The sequence below is a fragment of the Klebsiella sp. OBRC7 genome (genome assembly GCF_000293135.1).
Classification (GTDB): Bacteria; Pseudomonadota; Gammaproteobacteria; order Enterobacterales; family Enterobacteriaceae; genus Klebsiella; species Klebsiella michiganensis.
Genome location: NZ_ALNJ01000151.1, coordinates 41,793 through 59,079, shown reverse-complemented (window position 1 = coordinate 59,079; position 17,287 = coordinate 41,793). Strand labels below are relative to the sequence as shown.

At 58.6% G+C, this 17,287-nt stretch carries 19 protein-coding genes; 16 read left to right on the top strand and 3 right to left on the bottom strand.

What is annotated here, in order from left to right:
- The first annotated feature begins 92 nt into the window (after window positions 1–92).
- Genes eutH through eutR form a run of 7 tightly spaced genes read left to right on the top strand, consistent with a single transcriptional unit; the run spans window position 93 to window position 7,275 of the window.
- A complete protein-coding gene (gene eutH, locus HMPREF1144_RS29545) occupies window positions 93–1,325 on the top strand; it encodes an ethanolamine utilization protein EutH (RefSeq protein ID WP_004853049.1) in 1,233 nt (410 codons plus the stop codon).
- The gene (gene eutA, locus HMPREF1144_RS29540; RefSeq protein WP_009654874.1) at window positions 1,322–2,725 is read left to right on the top strand and encodes an ethanolamine ammonia-lyase reactivating factor EutA; all 1,404 of its coding nucleotides are present in this window, start codon (window positions 1,322–1,324) and stop codon (window positions 2,723–2,725) included. Before eutH ends, eutA begins: the two co-directional genes overlap by 4 nt.
- 11 nt (window positions 2,726–2,736) lie before the next feature.
- A complete protein-coding gene (eutB, locus tag HMPREF1144_RS29535) occupies window positions 2,737–4,098 on the top strand; it encodes an ethanolamine ammonia-lyase subunit alpha (RefSeq protein WP_004104373.1) in 1,362 nt (453 codons plus the stop codon).
- Between the two features lie 20 nt (window positions 4,099–4,118).
- Window positions 4,119–5,012 carry an ethanolamine ammonia-lyase subunit EutC gene (eutC, locus tag HMPREF1144_RS29530; RefSeq protein WP_032693169.1) on the top strand — a complete coding sequence of 298 codons (894 nt, stop codon included), beginning with the start codon at window positions 4,119–4,121 and terminating at the stop codon, window positions 5,010–5,012.
- A gap of 9 nt (window positions 5,013–5,021) precedes the next feature.
- A complete protein-coding gene (gene eutL, locus HMPREF1144_RS29525) occupies window positions 5,022–5,681 on the top strand; it encodes an ethanolamine utilization microcompartment protein EutL (protein WP_004853042.1) in 660 nt (219 codons plus the stop codon).
- A 10-nt stretch (window positions 5,682–5,691) separates the two neighbouring features.
- Window positions 5,692–6,174 (top strand): ethanolamine utilization microcompartment protein EutK, encoded by a 483-nt coding sequence (eutK, locus tag HMPREF1144_RS29520; RefSeq protein WP_004853040.1) that lies wholly within the window; start codon window positions 5,692–5,694, stop codon window positions 6,172–6,174.
- 48 nt (window positions 6,175–6,222) lie between these two features.
- The gene (gene eutR / locus HMPREF1144_RS29515) at window positions 6,223–7,275 is read left to right on the top strand and encodes an HTH-type transcriptional regulator EutR (RefSeq protein WP_004853038.1); all 1,053 of its coding nucleotides are present in this window, start codon (window positions 6,223–6,225) and stop codon (window positions 7,273–7,275) included.
- Window positions 7,276–7,389: 114 nt separating this feature from the next.
- Here eutR and hemF read toward each other — a convergent pair whose 3' ends face one another.
- Together hemF and amiA are read right to left on the bottom strand one after the other, a co-directional pair.
- A complete protein-coding gene (hemF, locus tag HMPREF1144_RS29510) occupies window positions 7,390–8,289 on the bottom strand; it encodes an oxygen-dependent coproporphyrinogen oxidase (protein ID WP_004853037.1) in 900 nt (299 codons plus the stop codon).
- Window positions 8,289–9,164: an N-acetylmuramoyl-L-alanine amidase AmiA gene (gene amiA / locus HMPREF1144_RS29505; RefSeq protein ID WP_004853035.1), complete on the bottom strand. Its 876-nt coding sequence runs from the start codon at window positions 9,162–9,164 to the stop codon at window positions 8,289–8,291. Before amiA ends, hemF begins: the two co-directional genes overlap by 1 nt.
- Window positions 9,165–9,375: 211 nt before the next feature.
- On the opposite strand from amiA, the gene HMPREF1144_RS29500 reads away from it, so the two are divergent.
- From HMPREF1144_RS29500 to cysM, 9 genes are all read left to right on the top strand, one after another.
- Entirely contained in the window at window positions 9,376–9,801 is a 426-nt protein-coding gene (locus HMPREF1144_RS29500) for a GNAT family acetyltransferase (protein WP_004853033.1), read from the top strand.
- The gene (locus HMPREF1144_RS29495; RefSeq protein WP_004853030.1) at window positions 9,788–10,237 is read left to right on the top strand and encodes a DUF2919 domain-containing protein; all 450 of its coding nucleotides are present in this window, start codon (window positions 9,788–9,790) and stop codon (window positions 10,235–10,237) included. Before HMPREF1144_RS29500 ends, HMPREF1144_RS29495 begins: the two co-directional genes overlap by 14 nt.
- A gap of 63 nt (window positions 10,238–10,300) precedes the next feature.
- On the top strand, window positions 10,301–10,876 hold the full coding sequence (locus HMPREF1144_RS29490; protein WP_004853028.1) for an RpoE-regulated lipoprotein: 576 nt from the start codon (window positions 10,301–10,303) through the stop codon (window positions 10,874–10,876).
- 93 nt (window positions 10,877–10,969) lie between these two features.
- Window positions 10,970–11,869 carry a Dyp-type peroxidase gene (locus HMPREF1144_RS29485; RefSeq protein WP_009654897.1) on the top strand — a complete coding sequence of 300 codons (900 nt, stop codon included), beginning with the start codon at window positions 10,970–10,972 and terminating at the stop codon, window positions 11,867–11,869.
- Between the two features lie 226 nt (window positions 11,870–12,095).
- Window positions 12,096–13,112, top strand: coding sequence for a thiosulfate/sulfate ABC transporter substrate-binding protein CysP (gene cysP / locus HMPREF1144_RS29480; protein WP_004853021.1), 1,017 nt, complete (start codon window positions 12,096–12,098; stop codon window positions 13,110–13,112).
- Window positions 13,112–13,945 (top strand): sulfate/thiosulfate ABC transporter permease CysT, encoded by an 834-nt coding sequence (cysT, locus tag HMPREF1144_RS29475; protein ID WP_004123378.1) that lies wholly within the window; start codon window positions 13,112–13,114, stop codon window positions 13,943–13,945. The genes cysP and cysT overlap by 1 nt, the downstream gene beginning before the upstream one ends.
- Complete coding sequence (gene cysW / locus HMPREF1144_RS29470; RefSeq protein ID WP_004853017.1) at window positions 13,945–14,820, top strand: sulfate/thiosulfate ABC transporter permease CysW; 876 nt, start codon at window positions 13,945–13,947, stop codon at window positions 14,818–14,820. The genes cysT and cysW overlap by 1 nt, the downstream gene beginning before the upstream one ends.
- On the top strand, window positions 14,810–15,904 hold the full coding sequence (gene cysA, locus HMPREF1144_RS29465; RefSeq protein WP_004853015.1) for a sulfate/thiosulfate ABC transporter ATP-binding protein CysA: 1,095 nt from the start codon (window positions 14,810–14,812) through the stop codon (window positions 15,902–15,904). Before cysW ends, cysA begins: the two co-directional genes overlap by 11 nt.
- Before the next feature lie 67 nt (window positions 15,905–15,971).
- Complete coding sequence (gene cysM / locus HMPREF1144_RS29460) at window positions 15,972–16,883, top strand: cysteine synthase CysM (protein WP_009654909.1); 912 nt, start codon at window positions 15,972–15,974, stop codon at window positions 16,881–16,883.
- On the opposite strand, the gene HMPREF1144_RS29455 is transcribed toward cysM, so the two are convergent.
- Window positions 16,880–17,287, bottom strand: coding sequence for a YybH family protein (locus HMPREF1144_RS29455; RefSeq protein WP_004853011.1), 408 nt, complete (start codon window positions 17,285–17,287; stop codon window positions 16,880–16,882). The two genes, cysM and HMPREF1144_RS29455, sit on opposite strands and share 4 nt — an antisense overlap.

Below are 17,287 nucleotides of genomic sequence, written 5' to 3'. Positions count from 1 at the left end.
TTCATGCCGCGACCCGGGAAAGTCCCCGGAGCGCGGTTAATGCCCCGGCGTTCACAGTATCTACAAATCATAAATGACAGGGAGTAAAGGCTATGGGAATTAACGAAATCATCATGTACATCATGATGTTCTTTATGCTGATTGCCGCCGTGGACAGGATCCTGTCGCAGTTTGGCGGCTCGGCGCGCTTTCTCGGCAAGTTTGGCAAAAGCATCGAAGGATCCGGCGGCCAGTTTGAAGAGGGGTTTATGGCGATGGGGGCGCTGGGCCTGGCGATGGTCGGGATGACCGCGCTGGCGCCGGTACTGGCGCACCTGCTCGGGCCGGTGATAATTCCGCTGTATGAAATGCTCGGCGCCAACCCGTCGATGTTCGCCGGAACGCTGCTGGCCTGCGATATGGGCGGCTTCTTCCTCGCCAAAGAGCTGGCGGGCGGCGACGTGGCGGCATGGCTCTATTCCGGCCTGATCCTCGGGGCGATGATGGGGCCGACGCTGGTGTTCTCCATTCCGGTCGCGCTCGGCATCATCGAGCCCTCTGACCGCCGCTATCTGGCGCTGGGCGTGCTGGCCGGGATCGTCACGATTCCGATCGGCTGCATTGCCGGCGGCCTGGTGGCCATGTACTCCGGCGTGGAGATTAACGGTCAGCCGGTAGAGTTCACCTTTGCGCTGATCCTGATGAATATGATCCCGGTGCTTATCGTCGCGGTGCTGGTGGCGCTGGGGCTGAAGTTTATTCCGGAAAAAATGATCAACGGTTTCCAGATCTTCGCCAAATTTCTGGTGGCGCTGATCACCATCGGCCTGGCAGCGGCGGTCATCAAGTTCCTGCTTGGCTGGGATCTGATCCCGGGGCTCGACCCGATCTTTATGGCTCCCGGCGACCAGCCCGGCGAGGTGATGCGCGCCATTGAAGTCATTGGCTCGATCTCCTGCGTGCTGCTCGGCGCTTATCCAATGGTGCTGCTGCTGACCCGCTGGTTTGAAAAGCCGCTGATGCGCGTCGGTAATCTGCTGAAAATCAACAATATGGCCGCCGGCGGCATGGTGGCGACGCTGGCCAACAACATCCCGATGTTCGGCATGATGAAGCAGATGGATACCCGCGGCAAAGTCATCAACTGCGCGTTCTCCGTCTCCGCCGCTTTCGCGCTGGGCGACCACTTAGGCTTCGCCGCCGCCAACATGAACGCCATGATCTTCCCGATGATCGTCGGCAAGCTGATCGGCGGCGTCACCGCCATTGGCGTAGCGATGCTGCTGGTGCCGAAGGATGAAAACGCACCGGCGGCAGCGAAAACCGAAGCGGAGGCGCAATCGTGAAAACTCGCCAGCTGCTGAGCGTTGGTATTGATATCGGCACTACCACCACTCAGGTGATCTTCTCCCGCCTTGAGCTGGTTAACCGTGCGGCGGTGTCGCAGGTGCCGCGCTACGAATTCATCAAACGCGAAATTAGCTGGCAAAGCCCGGTCTTCTTTACCCCGGTTGATAAGCAGGGCGGTCTGAAGGAGGCCGAACTCAAGGCGCTGATTCTGGCGCAGTATCAGGCCGCCGGGGTTGCCCCCGAATCGGTGGACTCCGGGGCGATCATTATTACCGGCGAAAGCGCGAAAACCCGTAACGCCCGCCCGGCGGTGATATCGCTCTCGCAGTCGCTCGGCGATTTCGTGGTGGCGAGCGCCGGGCCGCATCTGGAGTCGGTCATTGCTGGTCACGGCGCCGGCGCGCAGACCCTGTCCGAACAGCGCCTGTGTCGGGTACTCAATATCGATATCGGCGGCGGCACCGCGAACTATGCCCTGTTTGATGCCGGCAAAGTCAGCGGTACCGCCTGCCTCAACGTTGGCGGCCGCCTGCTGGAAACCGACGCTCAGGGGCACGTGGTCCATGCGCATCAGCCGGGACAGATAATTGTCGATGCGGTTTTTGGTCCCGGCACTCGCGCGCTGGCGCTGACCGCCGGGCAGCTGGCGCAGGTGGCGCGCCGGATGGCGGAGCTGATCGTCGAAGTTATCGACGGCACGCTCTCTCCGCTGGCGCAACGGCTGATGCAAACCGGCCTGCTGCCCGCAGGCGCGCTACCCGAGGTGATTACCCTTTCCGGCGGAGTGGGCGAGTGCTATCGCAACCAGCCCGCGGATCCGTTCTGTTTTTCTGATATTGGGCCACTGTTGGCCACGGCGCTGCATGAACATCCGCGGCTGCAGGAGATGAACGTGCAGTTCCCGGCGCAAACCGTACGCGCCACGGTGATTGGCGCCGGCGCGCATACGCTCTCGCTTTCCGGCAGCACCATTTGGCTGGAGGGGGTTCAGCTCCCGCTGCGCAATCTGCCGGTGGCGATCCCGCTTGATGAAGCCGATCTGCTGAGCGCCTGGCAGCAGGCGCTGATGCAGCTCGATCTGGATCCGGGATCGGATGCTTACGTGCTGGCGCTTCCTGCTTCGTTGCCGGTGCGCTACGCCGCCCTGCTGGTGGTGATTGACGCGCTACTGGCTTTTGTCGCGCGCTTTCCCAACCCGCATCCCCTGCTGGTGGTGGCCGAGCAGGACTTTGGCAAAGCGCTGGGCATGCTACTGCGCCCGCAGCTGCAACAACTTCCGCTGGCGGTCATCGATGAGGTGAGCGTAAGGGCGGGGGACTATATCGACATTGGTACGCCTCTTTTTGGCGGATCGGTTGTGCCGGTGACGGTGAAATCACTCGCATTTCCTTCCTGAGGGAACGACTTATGAAACTAAAGACCACATTGTTCGGCAATGTTTATCAGTTTAAGGATGTAAAAGAGGTGCTGGCTAAAGCCAACGAACTGCGTTCGGGGGATGTGCTGGCGGGGGTGGCGGCGGAAAGTTCGCAGCAGCGCGTGGCGGCGAAGCAGGTGCTTTCCGATATGACGGTCGCCGATATTCGTAACAATCCGGTGATTCCTTATGAAGAGGACTGCGTGACGCGTCTGATTCAGGATGACGTCAACGAAACCGCCTATCAGCGGATTAAAAACTGGACCATCAGCGACCTGCGCGAATATGTGCTCAACGATGAGGTCACCAGCGATGACATCGCGTTTGTGCGCAAAGGGCTGACCTCAGAAGTGGTGGCGGCGGTGGCGAAGGTCTGCTCCAACGCCGACCTGATCTACGGCGCGAAGAAAATGCCGGTGATTAAAAAAGCCAACACCACCATCGGCCTGCCGGGCACCTTTAGCTGCCGCCTGCAGCCGAACGATACCCGCGATGACGTGCAGAGCATTGCCGCGCAAATCTACGAGGGACTTTCTTTCGGCGCGGGCGATGCGGTGATCGGCGTTAACCCGGTAACCGATGACGTGGAGAACCTGACCCGCGTCCTCGATACCGTCTACGGCGTTATCGACAAGTTTAATATCCCGACTCAGGGCTGCGTGCTGGCGCACGTCACCACCCAGATTGAAGCGATCCGCCGCGGCGCGCCGGGAGGGCTTATTTTCCAGAGCATCTGCGGCAGCGAAAAGGGGCTAAAAGAGTTCGGCGTGGAGCTGGCGATGCTCGATGAAGCGCGGGCGGTCGGCGCCGAGTTTAACCGTATCGCCGGAGAGAACTGCCTCTACTTTGAAACCGGGCAGGGCTCGGCGCTGTCGGCCGGCGCGAACTTCGGCGCCGACCAGGTGACGATGGAGGCGCGCAACTATGGCCTGGCGCGGCACTACGATCCGTTCCTCGTCAATACCGTGGTGGGCTTTATCGGGCCGGAGTACCTCTATAACGATCGGCAGATTATTCGCGCCGGTCTCGAAGATCACTTTATGGGCAAGCTGAGCGGCATCTCGATGGGCTGCGACTGCTGCTACACCAACCATGCCGACGCCGACCAGAACCTCAATGAAAACCTGATGATTCTGCTCGCCACCGCCGGCTGCAACTACATCATGGGCATGCCGCTCGGCGACGACATCATGCTCAACTATCAGACCACCGCGTTTCACGATACCGCTACCGTCCGTCAGCTGCTGAATCTACGGCCGTCGCCGGAGTTCGAACGCTGGCTGGAAACCATGGGCATTATGGCAAACGGTCGTCTGACCCAACGGGCGGGCGATCCGTCACTGTTCTTTTGATGACGCGGGGATGACACATGATGGATCAAAAGCAGATTGAAGAAATTGTACGTAGCGTGATGGCGTCAATGGGACAACCGCAGACGGCAGCTGCAGCGCCTGAGGCGACGGTGACGAAATGCGCCAGCCGGTGCGAGGTCGCGGCGGAGAGCTGCGCGCTGGATTTAGGTTCGCCAGAGGCGAAAGGCTGGATTGGCGTGCAGCAGCCGCATCGTGCGGAAGTGCTGGCCGAACTGAAGCGCAGCACCGCGGCGCGCGTGTGTACCGGCCGCGCCGGTCCGCGTCCGCGTACCCTCGCGCTGCTGCGCTTCCTCGCCGACCATTCGCGCTCCAAGGATACGGTGCTGAAAGAGGTACCTGAGGAGTGGGTGAAAACCCAGGGATTGCTGGAGGTGCGCTCCGAAATTAGCGACAAAAACCTCTACCTGACGCGCCCGGATATGGGCCGTCGGCTGAGTCCGGAGGCGATTGACGCGCTGAAGGCGCAGTGCGTGGCGAATCCTGACGTTCAGGTGGTGGTATCCGATGGCCTCTCTACCGACGCGATTACCGTCAACTATGAAGAGATCCTGCCGCCGCTGCTGTCGGGCCTGAAGCAGGCCGGACTGAAGGTCGGTACGCCGTTCTTCGTCCGCTACGGGCGGGTCAAAATTGAAGATCAGATTGGCGAAATTCTCGGCGCGAAGGTGGTCATCCTGCTGGTAGGCGAACGTCCGGGGCTGGGGCAGTCAGAAAGCCTCTCCTGTTACGCCGTGTATTCGCCGCGCGTGGCGACCACCGTCGAAGCGGACAGGACCTGTATTTCCAATATTCACCAGGGCGGCACGCCCCCGGTAGAAGCCGCGGCGGTGATTGTCGATTTGGCCAAACGCATGCTGGAGCAGAAGGCTTCCGGCATCAACATGACTCGGTAAGGAGGCATCATGCCTGCATTAGATTTAATTCGCCCTTCGGTGACGGCCATGCGCGTGATTGCCTCAGTGAATGACGGCTTTGCCCGCGAACTTAAATTACCGCCGCATATACGTAGCCTCGGACTCATCACGGCGGATTCGGATGATGTGACTTATATTGCCGCTGACGAAGCGACAAAACAGGCGATGGTGGAAGTGGTCTACGGTCGTTCTCTTTACGCCGGCGCGGCCCACGGCCCTTCGCCAACCGCAGGTGAAGTGCTGATTATGCTGGGCGGCCCGAACCCGGCGGAAGTGCGCGCCGGTCTGGATGCGATGGTGGCGCATATCGAAACTGGGGCCGCGTTCCAGTGGGCCAACGATGCCGAAGATACGGCGTTTCTGGCGCACGTGGTGTCGCGTACCGGCTCTTATCTCTCGTCTACCTCCGGCATTGCGCTGGGCGATCCTATCGCTTATCTGGTGGCGCCGCCGCTGGAGGCGACCTTCGGTATCGATGCGGCAATGAAATCGGCCGACGTGCAGCTGGTGACCTACGTGCCGCCGCCGTCGGAAACCAACTATTCCGCCGCCTTTTTGACGGGAAGCCAGGCCGCCTGTAAAGCCGCCTGTAACGCCTTTACCGATGCCGTTCTGGATATTGCCCGTCATCCAATCCAGCGCGCGTAAGGGGGAAGCGATGATCAACGCCCTGGGATTACTGGAAGTGGACGGCATGGTGGCCGCCGTTGACGCGGCGGATGCGATGCTGAAGGCGGCCAACGTGCGGCTGCTCAGCCATGAGGTTCTTGACCCCGGCAGGCTGACGCTGGTGGTGGAAGGCGACCTGGCGGCGTGCCGGGCGGCGCTGGATGCCGGCAGCGCTGCGGCGCAGCGTACGGGGCGCGTTATCAGCCGTCGGGAGATTGGACGCCCGGAAGAGGATACCCAGCGGCTGATCGCCGGTTTTCAACGGCTGCCGCACACGCCGGAGCCGCCGGTGGTCGTGGAATCCTCAGAACCTTTGCTGACGCTGCTCTCTTCGACGCGTCAGGGAATGACGGCAGGGGAGGTGGCCGCCCATTTCGGCTGGTCGCTTGAAGAGGCCAGGAAGGCGCTGGAGCAGCTCTTTTCTACCGGAGCGTTGCGTAAACGCAGTAGTCGCTATCGCTTAAAAAATTAACCAGTCGGAGGTGCCGGGAACGCGAAAGCGCTCCCGGTTTATCAGATCATGAAAAAGAAAAAACCGGCCAACCTGCACCATCTTTATCATGAAGCATTACCCGAAGACGTTAAACTGACGCCGATGGTCGAGGTGGACAACGTCCATCAGCGGCGGACCACCGATGTCTATGAACATGCCCTGACGATTACTGCCTGGCAGCAGATTTACGATCAGCTGCATCCGGGGAAATTTCACGGTGAATTTACCGAAATCTTGCTCGATGATATTCAGGTCTTTCGCGAATATACCGGCCTGGCGCTGCGTCAGTCCTGCCTGGTGTGGCCGAACTCCTTCTGGTTCGGTATTCCGGCAACCCGCGGCGAGCAGGGGTTTATTGGCTCACAGTGCCTCGGCAGCGCCGAAATCGCCACCCGACCCGGCGGCACCGAGTTTGAGCTCAGCACGCCGGATGATTACACCATTCTGGGCGTAGTGATCTCGGAGGATGTCATTTCCCGCCAGGCCAGCTTCCTGCATCACCCGGAGCGGGTGCTGCATATGCTGCGTAACCAGTCGGCGCTGGAGGTCAAAGAGGAACACAAGGTGGCGCTGTGGGGCTTTGTGCAGCAGGCGCTGGCGACGTTTAGCGAGAATCCGGAGAACCTTCATCAGCCCGCGGTGCGTAAGGTGTTGGGCGATAATCTCTTGCTGGCGATGGGGGCGATGCTGGAGGAGGCGCAGCCGATGATTACCGCCGAGAGCATTAGCCACCAGAGCTATCGGCGTCTGCTTTCCCGGGCGCGGGAGTACGTGCTGGAGAATATGTCGGAGCCGCTGACGGTTCTCGATTTATGTCAGCAGCTGCACGTCAGCCGCCGTACGCTGCAAAACGCCTTTCACGCCATTCTGGGGATCGGGCCGAACGCCTGGCTGAAGCGCATTCGTTTAAACGCGGTGCGCCGGGAGCTGATTAGCCCGTGGTCGCAGAGCACGACGGTTAAGGATGCAGCGATGCAGTGGGGATTCTGGCACCTGGGCCAGTTCGCCACCGATTATCAGCAGCTGTTCGCCGAGAAACCGTCGCTGACGCTGCATCAGCGGATGCGGCAGTGGGCGTGATGACGATCTATTTAGCGGATGGCGATTCGCGCCGTCATCGCAGGCCTGATAAGCGTAGCGCCATCAGGCAAAACGGCGCCGTATCTGGCCTGCGAACCGCACCATCTGGCAACGTTAAACCCAATCGCGTACCTGAATAAACGCGCTCAGCGCCGCTTCCGGGCTGCCAGCTTCCGGCTGGTAGTCGTATTCCCAGCGCACCAGCGGCGGCATCGACATCAGAATGGATTCGGTGCGGCCGCCGGTTTGCAGGCCGAACAGGGTACCGCGATCCCACACCAGGTTGAACTCCACGTAGCGCCCGCGGCGGTAGAGCTGAAAAGCGCGCTCGCGCTCGCCCCAGACCCTCTCTTTACGCCGCTCGACAATGGGCAGATAGGCATCGGTGAAGCCATTGCCCACCGCCTGCATAAAGTCGAAACAATGGTCAAAGTTCGGGGTATTCAAATCATCGAAAAACAGGCCGCCGATGCCGCGCTGCTCGTTACGATGCTTGAGGAAGAAGTAGTCGTCGCACCATTTTTTATAGCGCGGATAAACCTCTTCGCCGAAGGGCTGGCACAGGTCGCGGGCGGTGCGATGCCAGTGAACGGCATCTTCTTCAAAGCCGTAGTAGGGGGTTAAATCGAAGCCGCCGCCGAACCACCATACCGGCTCGGCGCCCGGTTTTTCCGCGATAAAGAAGCGCACGTTGGCGTGGCTGGTAGGGATATAGGGGCTGCGCGGGTGCACGACCAGCGAGACGCCCATCGCTTCAAAGCTGCGGCCCGCCAGCTCAGGGCGGTGCGCGGTTGCGGAGGCCGGCATCGCCTCGCCGTGCACGTGCGAAAAGTTAACGCCAGCCTGCTCAAAGATACCGCCATCGCGCAGCACCCGGCTGCGTCCGCCGCCGCCGCCTTCCCGCTGCCAGCTATCTTCGATGAATTCGCTGCCGTCAACGGCGCTGAGCTTTTGGCAGATAGCATCCTGGAGCTGGAGAAGGAAAGCTTTTACCTGGTGCGCATCGGGTCTCATTAACGTCTCTTCGAGTGGGCTTTCTGGTTATCGAACCAGTGGAAATAGCTGATGATGCCGTTGGCAATCGCCGTGGCGATTTTCTGCCGGAACGCGGTGGTGCCGAGCAGTTTTTCTTCGTTCGGATTGGTAATAAACGAGGTTTCTACCAGTACCGACGGAATCGACGGCGATTTCAGCACCACAAACGCCGCCTGCTCGGTATTGCGGCTGTGCAGCTTGTGCACCGGCTTGATCTTTTTCAGGATATGCGAACCGAGCGTCAGGCTGTTTTTGATGGTATCAGTTTGTACCAGGTCGAACAGCACTTGCTGCAATAGGTGGTCTTTATCCGTCGTTTTCTTGCCGGCCACTTCATCCGCCCGGTTTTCACGGTCCGAGAGATACTTTGCCATGGCGCTACTGGCGCCGCGGTTGGAAAGGGCGAAAACGGAGGCGCCGGCCGCGCTCGGGTTGGTGAAACCATCGGCGTGAATTGACATAAAAAGATCGGCGCCGTGCTGGTGGGCGATCTCCACCCGGTCATAGAGCGGAATAAAGGTATCGCCGCTGCGCGTCAGGCGCGCATCGATGCCGTTGCTGCGCAGAATGCTGCGCACGTTTTTAGCGATCGCCAGCACGACGTGCTTCTCTTTTGAACCGTTATGGCCGATAGCGCCGGTATCAATACCGCCATGGCCCGGGTCGAGCATCACGACGCGTTTGGCGCCTTTTTTCTTCGCTGCGGGTGTGCTGTGCCCATTGGATGTTTTCAATGGCTGTTGTTCTTTCGCGCTGGCCTGTGAGGCGATCCCTGAAAGCGTGATTGCTGCCAGCCCGGCTTTCAGCACCTGGCGGCGCGAAGCAAGTATTTTTAATGGTTTAAAAGTGCTCATTCGGCCTGAATTGCAAACAAGTGGTAATCGATGTTATATCGTATCGTCTTTTCTGATACGACCATTCAAAATAAGAATTGTTTTACTTTTCATTTCAATACATGACAAAGTCATAGTATGCCATTTTTTGCGGCTCATTGCGCCTGATATTGGCTATCGGGCACAATCACGCCATAATCTCTGTTTTTAACCGTCAATGGTGGGGAATACCATGGAGATACGCGTTTTTCGCCAGCAAGATTTCGAAGAGGTCATCACCCTGTGGGAGCGTTGCGATCTCCTTCGCCCATGGAACGATCCGGAAATGGATATTGAACGTAAGCTGAACCACGATGCCAGCCTGTTTCTGGTCGCCGAAGTTAACGGTGAAGTGGTTGGCACGGTGATGGGCGGTTATGACGGGCATCGCGGGTCTGCCTATTATCTTGGCGTGCATCCTGAATATCGCGGTCGCGGTATTGCTAATGCGCTGCTTAATCGGCTGGAGAAAAAGCTGATCGCCCGCGGCTGTCCGAAAATAAATATTATGGTTCGCGAAGATAATGACGTGGTGCAGGGAATGTACGAACGCCTTGGCTATGAGCATTCAGACGTGCTGTGCCTCGGCAAGCGCTTAATTGAAGATGAAGAATACTGAGTTTATCCCCGCCGATTTCGATACCCACGGCCGCCTGCGTTTGCCGTTTCTCTTTTGGTGCGTGCTGCTGCTTCAGGCGCGGACGTGGGTGCTATTTCTGATGGCCGGCGCGTCACGCCAGCAGGGCGACGCGCTGCTGAATCTGTTTTATCCGGACCACGATAATTTTTGGCTGGGATTGCTCCCCGGTATTCCGGCGGTGCTGGCGTTTATCATTAGCGGGCATCGTCAGCGCTTCCCCCGGCTCTGGCCCATGATGCGCTGGCTGCTGGTGCTTTCCCAGCTCTTGCTGTTGGTCTGGCAACCGCTGTTGTGGATGAGCGGCGAGTCGCCTTCGGCGGTGACCATCGGCCTGCTGGCGGCGGATCTTTACGCGCTCTGGTGGCTGTTAAGCAGTCGTCGGCTGAAAGCCTGTTTTCGCGAAGAACAGGTTTAACGGCACTTTTTGCCGATCGCGCACTCCAACTTGCGTTGAATACATCAGAAAGGACACTCAGTCATGAAATCGCTACGTTTACTTCTCTGCGCACTACCGCTGGCTTTAACCGGCTGCTCAACGATGAGCTCGGTGAACTGGTCGGCGGCTTATCCGTGGAACTGGTTTGGTTCCTCTATGGAGGTGAGCGAACAGGGCGTAGGCAACCTGACGGCGTCAACGGCGCTGAGCGAGCAGGCGATCGGCGACGCGCTCGGCAGCAGCTACCGCCTGCGCAGCGGCATGAAAACGGCTAACGGCAATATTGTGCGCTATTTCGAAGCGTTAAAAGATGACAAGGTCGCGCTGACCATCAACGGCGAGAGCGGGACTATTAGCCGCATCGACGTGCGCGATAGCAATATTAAAGCCGCCAGCGGCGTGAAAATCGGTACCCCGTTCAGCGATATCTACAGCAAAGCGTTTGGTAACTGCCAGAAAGGCAACAACGATAACGGTGCCGTGGTGGAGTGCAAGGCCGAGGGTAGCCAGCATATCAGCTATGCCTTCACCGGCAACTGGAGCGGCCCTGAAGAGCTAATGCCCTCCGACGACACGCTGAAAAACTGGAAGGTGAGCAAGATTATCTGGCGTCGCTAATTTGATCTGAAGTGATTCGAGGTCCTGAAAAAGCGGGTACAATAGCGCCTTAAAAAGCCACAGCGTTGTGGTTGTACTATTTCAGGAGGAGCGATGTCTCAGGTTCAGAGCGGCATTTTGCCGGAACATTGCCGTGCGGCGATTTGGATTGAAGCAAATGTCAAAGGCGATGTTGACGCCCTGCGCGAAGCCAGCAAGGTGTTTGCCGATAAGTTAGCCACCTTTCAGGCGAAATACCCGGAAGCGAAGCTGGGGGCGGTGGTCGCTTTTGGTCATAACGTCTGGCGTCAGCTAAGCGGTGGCGTCGGGGCTGAAGAGCTAAAAGACTTCCCGTCCTATGGCAAAGGTCTGGCCCCGGCCACCCAGTATGATGTGCTAATCCACATTCTGTCCGCGCAGCATGAGCTGAATTTTTCTGTCGCTCAGGCGGCCCTGTCCGCTTTTGGCGCAGCGATTGATGTCAAAGAAGAGATTCACGGCTTTCGCTGGATTGAAGAGCGCGATCTGAGCGGCTTTGTCGACGGTACTGAAAACCCGGCGGGGGAAGAGACTCGCCGTGAAGTGGCGGTGATTCAGGATGGCGTCGATGCGGGCGGCAGCTACGTATTTGTGCAGCGCTGGGAGCACAACCTCAAGCAGCTTAATCGCATGAGCGTTCCCGATCAGGAGATGATGATCGGCCGTACCAAAGAAGCCAACGAAGAGATTGACGGCGACGATCGTCCGGATACCTCTCACCTGAGCCGCGTGGATCTGAAAGAAGAAGGTAAAGGGCTGAAGATTGTGCGTCAGAGCCTGCCGTACGGTACCGCCAGCGGGACCCACGGCCTCTACTTTTGCGCCTACTGCGCGCGTCTGCACAATATTGAACAGCAGCTGCTGAGCATGTTCGGCGATACCGACGGTAAGCGCGACGCGATGCTGCGTTTTACCAAACCGGTGACCGGCGGATACTACTTCGCGCCTTCGCTGGATAGACTGCTGGCGCTGTAAGATCTTCTCCTGACCCTCTCCCCGAAGGGAGAGGGGACCGTTCGGCGCGGCCAGCAGGCGTCGAACGTTTTCCGGTTCTGCATGCGTGATTCAGATAAGCTTTGCCATTCCCTTATTCTCTTTTCGACTTCCAAATCGCCAAACGGTATATAAAACCGTTACTCCTTTCATAGCCGTTATAAATATGATGATCAGCAGAAAATCATCATATTGATAAGGGTGCGCAATGGCCGTTAAATCACTAAAAAAAGGATATCTGGCGCTGGCTGCTTCTGTGCTGCTGGTCGCGCAGGCGCAGGCGACGGAATTGCTGAACAGTTCCTACGATGTTTCCCGCGAGCTGTTTGCCGCCCTTAACCCGCAGTTCGAACAGCAGTGGGCGAAAGATAACGGCGGCGATAAGCTGACGATTAAACAATCTCATGCCGGGTCATCAAAACAGGCGCTGGCGATTCTGCAAGGGCTGAAGGCCGACGTGGTGACCTACAATCAGGTTACCGATGTCCAGATTCTGCACGACAAAGGCAAGCTGATCCCCGCAGACTGGCAAAGCCGTCTGCCGAATAACAGCTCGCCGTTCTACTCCACCATGGGCTTTCTGGTGCGTAAAGGCAACCCGAAGAATATCCACGACTGGAATGACTTAGTGCGTTCCGACGTGAAGCTGATTTTCCCGAACCCAAAAACCTCCGGCAACGCGCGTTACACTTATTTAGCGGCGTGGGGCGCGGCGGACAAAGCTGACGGCGGCGATAAAGCGAAAACCGAGCAGTTCATGACCCGGTTCCTGAAAAACGTCGAAGTGTTTGATACGGGCGGTCGCGGGGCTACCACGACCTTCGCCGAGCGCGGTCTGGGCGATGTGCTGATCAGCTTCGAATCGGAAGTGAATAACATCCGCAAACAGTATGAAGCGCAGGGCTTTGAGGTGGTTATCCCGAAAACCAACATCCTGGCCGAGTTCCCGGTGGCGTGGGTGGATAAAAACGTCCAGGCCAACGGTACCGAGAAAGCGGCAAAAGCCTATCTCAACTACCTGTACAGCCCGCAGGCGCAGACCATCATCACCGATTACTACTACCGCGTGAATAACCCGGACGTGATGAACAAGCTGCAAGATAAATTCCCGCAGACCGAACTGTTCCGCGTGGAAGATAAATTTGGCTCCTGGCCTGATGTGATGAAAACCCATTTTGCCAGCGGCGGTGAGCTGGACAAACTGCTGGCGGCGGGGCGTAAGTAATGTTTGCAGTATCGACTAAACGCGTGCTGCCGGGCTTTACCTTAAGCCTCGGGACCAGCCTGCTGTTCGTCTGCCTGATCCTGTTGTTGCCGCTCAGCGCGCTGGTGATGCAGCTTGCCCAGATGAGCTGGGCGCAGTACTGGGACGTAGTGACCAACCCGCAGGTGGTGGCGGCCTATAAAGTGACGCTGCTGTCGGCGTTTGTCGCCTCCATTTTTAACGGCGTGTTCGGCCTGCTGATGGCGTGGATATTAACCCGCTACCGCTTCCCGGGCCGCACGCTGCTTGATGCGCTGATGGATTTGCCGTTTGCGCTGCCGACGGCCGTTGCCGGCTTAACCCTCGCCTCGCTCTTCTCTGTGAACGGGTTGTACGGCGAGTGGCTAGCGAAATTTGATATTAAAGTCACCTATACCTGGCTCGGTATCGCGGTGGCCATGGCCTTTACCAGCATCCCTTTTGTGGTGCGTACCGTGCAGCCGGTGCTGGAAGAGTTGGGTCCGGAATATGAAGAAGCGGCGGAAACCCTTGGCGCCACGCGCTGGCAGAGCTTTCGCAAGGTGGTGCTGCCGGAGCTCTCACCGGCGCTGATGGCGGGCGTTGCGCTGTCCTTTACCCGCAGCCTCGGTGAGTTTGGCGCGGTGATTTTTATCGCCGGCAACATTGCGTGGAAAACGGAAGTGACCTCGCTGATGATTTTTATCCGTTTGCAGGAGTTTGATTACCCGGCAGCGAGCGCGATTGCTTCGGTGATCCTCGCGGCCTCGCTGCTGCTGCTGTACTCGATTAACACTCTGCAAAGTCGCTTTGGTCGACGTGTGGTAGGTCACTGATGGCGGAAGTTACGCAATTGAAGCGATACGATGCGCCCCGCATCAACTGGGGTAAATGGTTTCTGATCGGTGCAGGTGTGCTGGTTTCCGCGTTTATTCTCGTCGTGCCGACGGTATATATCTTCGTTCAGGCCTTCAGCAAGGGGCTGATGCCCGCGCTGGAAAACCTGGCGAACCCGGATATGCTGCACGCCATCTGGCTGACCGTGCTGATTGCATTGATCACCGTGCCGGTGAACCTGGTGTTCGGCACGCTGCTGGCGTGGCTGGTGACGCGCTTTAACTTCCCTGGACGTCAGCTGCTGCTGACCCTGCTGGATATTCCTTTTGCCGTGTCGCCAGTGGTAGCGGGCCTGGTTTATCTGCTCTTTTATGGCTCCAACGGGCCGCTGGGCGGCTGGCTGGATGAGCACAACTTGCAGATTATGTTTGCCTGGCCGGGCATGGTGCTGGTGACGGTCTTTGTGACCTGCCCGTTTGTGGTGCGCGAGCTGGTGCCGGTGATGTTAAGCCAGGGGAGCAACGAAGACGAAGCGGCGGTGCTGCTGGGCGCGTCAGGCTGGCAGATGTTTCGCCGCGTGACGCTGCCGAATATCCGCTGGGCACTGCTTTACGGCGTGGTGCTGACCAACGCCCGCGCGATTGGCGAGTTCGGTGCCGTTTCCGTCGTCTCCGGCTCTATTCGCGGTGAAACCCTGTCGCTGCCGCTACAGATTGAGCTGCTGCAGCAGGACTACAACACCATCGGTTCGTTTACTGCCGCCGCGTTGCTGACGCTGATGGCTATTTTGACCCTGTTTTTGAAGAGTGTGGTGCAGTGGCGTTTAGAAAATCAGGAAAAACGTCAGCATCAGGAGGGAAATCATGAGCATTGAGATTGCCAATATTAAGAAGTCCTTTGGTCGCACCCAGGTGCTGAATGATATCTCGCTGGATATCCCTTCCGGACAAATGGTGGCGCTGCTCGGGCCGTCTGGTTCCGGTAAAACCACGCTGCTGCGTATTATCGCCGGGCTTGAGCATCAGACCAGCGGGCACATCCGCTTTCACGGCACCGACGTAAGCCGTCTGCATGCCCGCGATCGTAAGGTTGGCTTTGTATTCCAGCATTACGCGCTGTTCCGCCATATGACCGTGTTCGACAATATTGCGTTTGGCCTGACCGTACTGCCGCGCCGCGAGCGCCCAAATGCGGCGGCCATCAAAGCGAAAGTGACCAAACTGCTGGAGATGGTACAGCTGGCTCACCTGGCGGACCGTTTTCCGGCGCAGCTCTCCGGCGGGCAGAAACAGCGTGTGGCGCTGGCACGTGCGCTGGCGGTTGAACCGCAGATACTGCTGTTGGATGAACCCTTCGGCGCGCTGGACGCCCAGGTGCGTAAAGAGCTGCGTCGCTGGCTGCGTCAGCTTCATGAAGAGCTGAAGTTCACCAGCGTCTTCGTCACCCACGATCAGGAAGAGGCGATGGAAGTTGCCGACCGCGTGGTAGTGATGAGTCAGGGGAACATTGAGCAGGTTGACGAGCCGGAGCAGCTCTGGCGCGAACCGGCGACCCGCTTTGTGCTGGAATTTATGGGCGAGGTGAACCGTCTGCAGGGCACTATTCGCGGCGGACAATTCCACGTGGGCGCGCACCGCTGGCCGCTGGGCTATACCTCCGCGCATCAGGGGCCGGTCGATCTGTTCCTGCGTCCATGGGAAGTTGACGTCAGCCGCCGAACCAGCCTCGATTCACCGCTGCCTGTGCAGGTGCTGGAAGCTAGCCCTAAAGGTCACTACACGCAATTGGTGGTACAACCGCTGGGCTGGTATACCGAGCCGCTGACCGTGGTCATGCGCGACGACGTCCCGCCGCACCGGGGAGAGCGCCTGTTTGTCGGTCTGCAGCATGCCCGTATTTATCACGGGAAGGAACGCATTGAGACGCGCGAGGATATTGCTCTGGCGGAGTCAGCCTGATAGGTTATCGCGTATGTTTTTCGCCCGGTGGCGTAATGCTTACCGGGCTTTTTATTGAGCAATAAACGTGAATACACTCGAACACACTATCGGCAACACGCCTCTGGTCAAACTGCAGCGCATGGGGCCGGACAACGGCAGCGAAATCTGGGTCAAACTTGAAGGCAATAACCCGGCGGGGTCGGTGAAAGACAGGGCGGCCCTGTCGATGATTGTCGAGGCCGAAAAGCGCGGAGAGATTAAGCCCGGAGATGTGCTGATTGAAGCGACCAGCGGCAATACCGGCATTGCGCTGGCGATGATCGCCGCGCTTAAAGGCTATCAGATGAAGCTGCTGATGCCGGACAACATGAGCCAGGAGCGCCGTGCCGCCATGCGCGCCTATGGTGCGGAGCTGATTCTGGTCACCAAAGAGCAGGGAATGGAAGGCGCGCGTGACTTAGCGTTAGCCATGGCGCAGCGCGGCGAAGGCAAGCTGCTCGATCAGTTCAACAACCCGGACAACCCGTACGCGCACTACACCACTACCGGGCCGGAAATCTGGCAGCAGACCGACGGGCGGATCACCCATTTTGTCTCCAGCATGGGTACCACCGGCACCATTACCGGCGTATCGCGTTTTCTGCGCGAGCAGGATAAAGCGGTGAGCATCGTGGGGCTGCAGCCGGAAGAGGGGAGCAGTATTCCCGGAATTCGCCGCTGGCCTGCCGAATATATGCCGGGCATTTTTAACGCGCAGCTGGTGGACGAGGTGCTCGATATCCATCAACAGGATGCCGAAAACACCATGCGGATGCTGGCGGTGAAGGAGGGGATTTTCTGCGGCGTCAGTTCCGGCGGCGCGGTGGCGGGCGCGCTACGCGTGGCGGGTGAAAATCCTGGCGCGGTAGTGGTGGCGATCGTTTGCGATCGCGGCGATCGCTACCTTTCTACCGGCGTATTTGGCGAAGAGCACTTTACCCAGGGCGCGGGAATTTAAACCTCGGGCGCGTCGAGCAGGTCCGTACCATAGGAGTTATCCACGGTGCAGAGCCAGCGTTCGCCCTGCTGACGAAAGACATAGGTTGCGCGACGCGTGACCTGTGTTATCCCGGCTTCCGCCGTCGGAATATCCAGCCGGGTCTCCATAATCACCAGCGCATTGCCGCCGCCTTCGATAATCTCCATTTTTCCCTGCGTCACCACCAGCCGGTGCTGGAAATAGTCGGCAATGGCGATAAACGCGTTGCGGATATTTTCTTTGCCCCGCACCACCATGCCTGGCTTGACGACCAGCGCGGCGTCTTCAGCGTAATACTCCATCAGTGTCGCGTAATCCTCCTGGGAGATAGCGCGATCGCAGGCTTCGATGGCGGCTTTAAGCTGTGGGTTGGGATTGTGCAT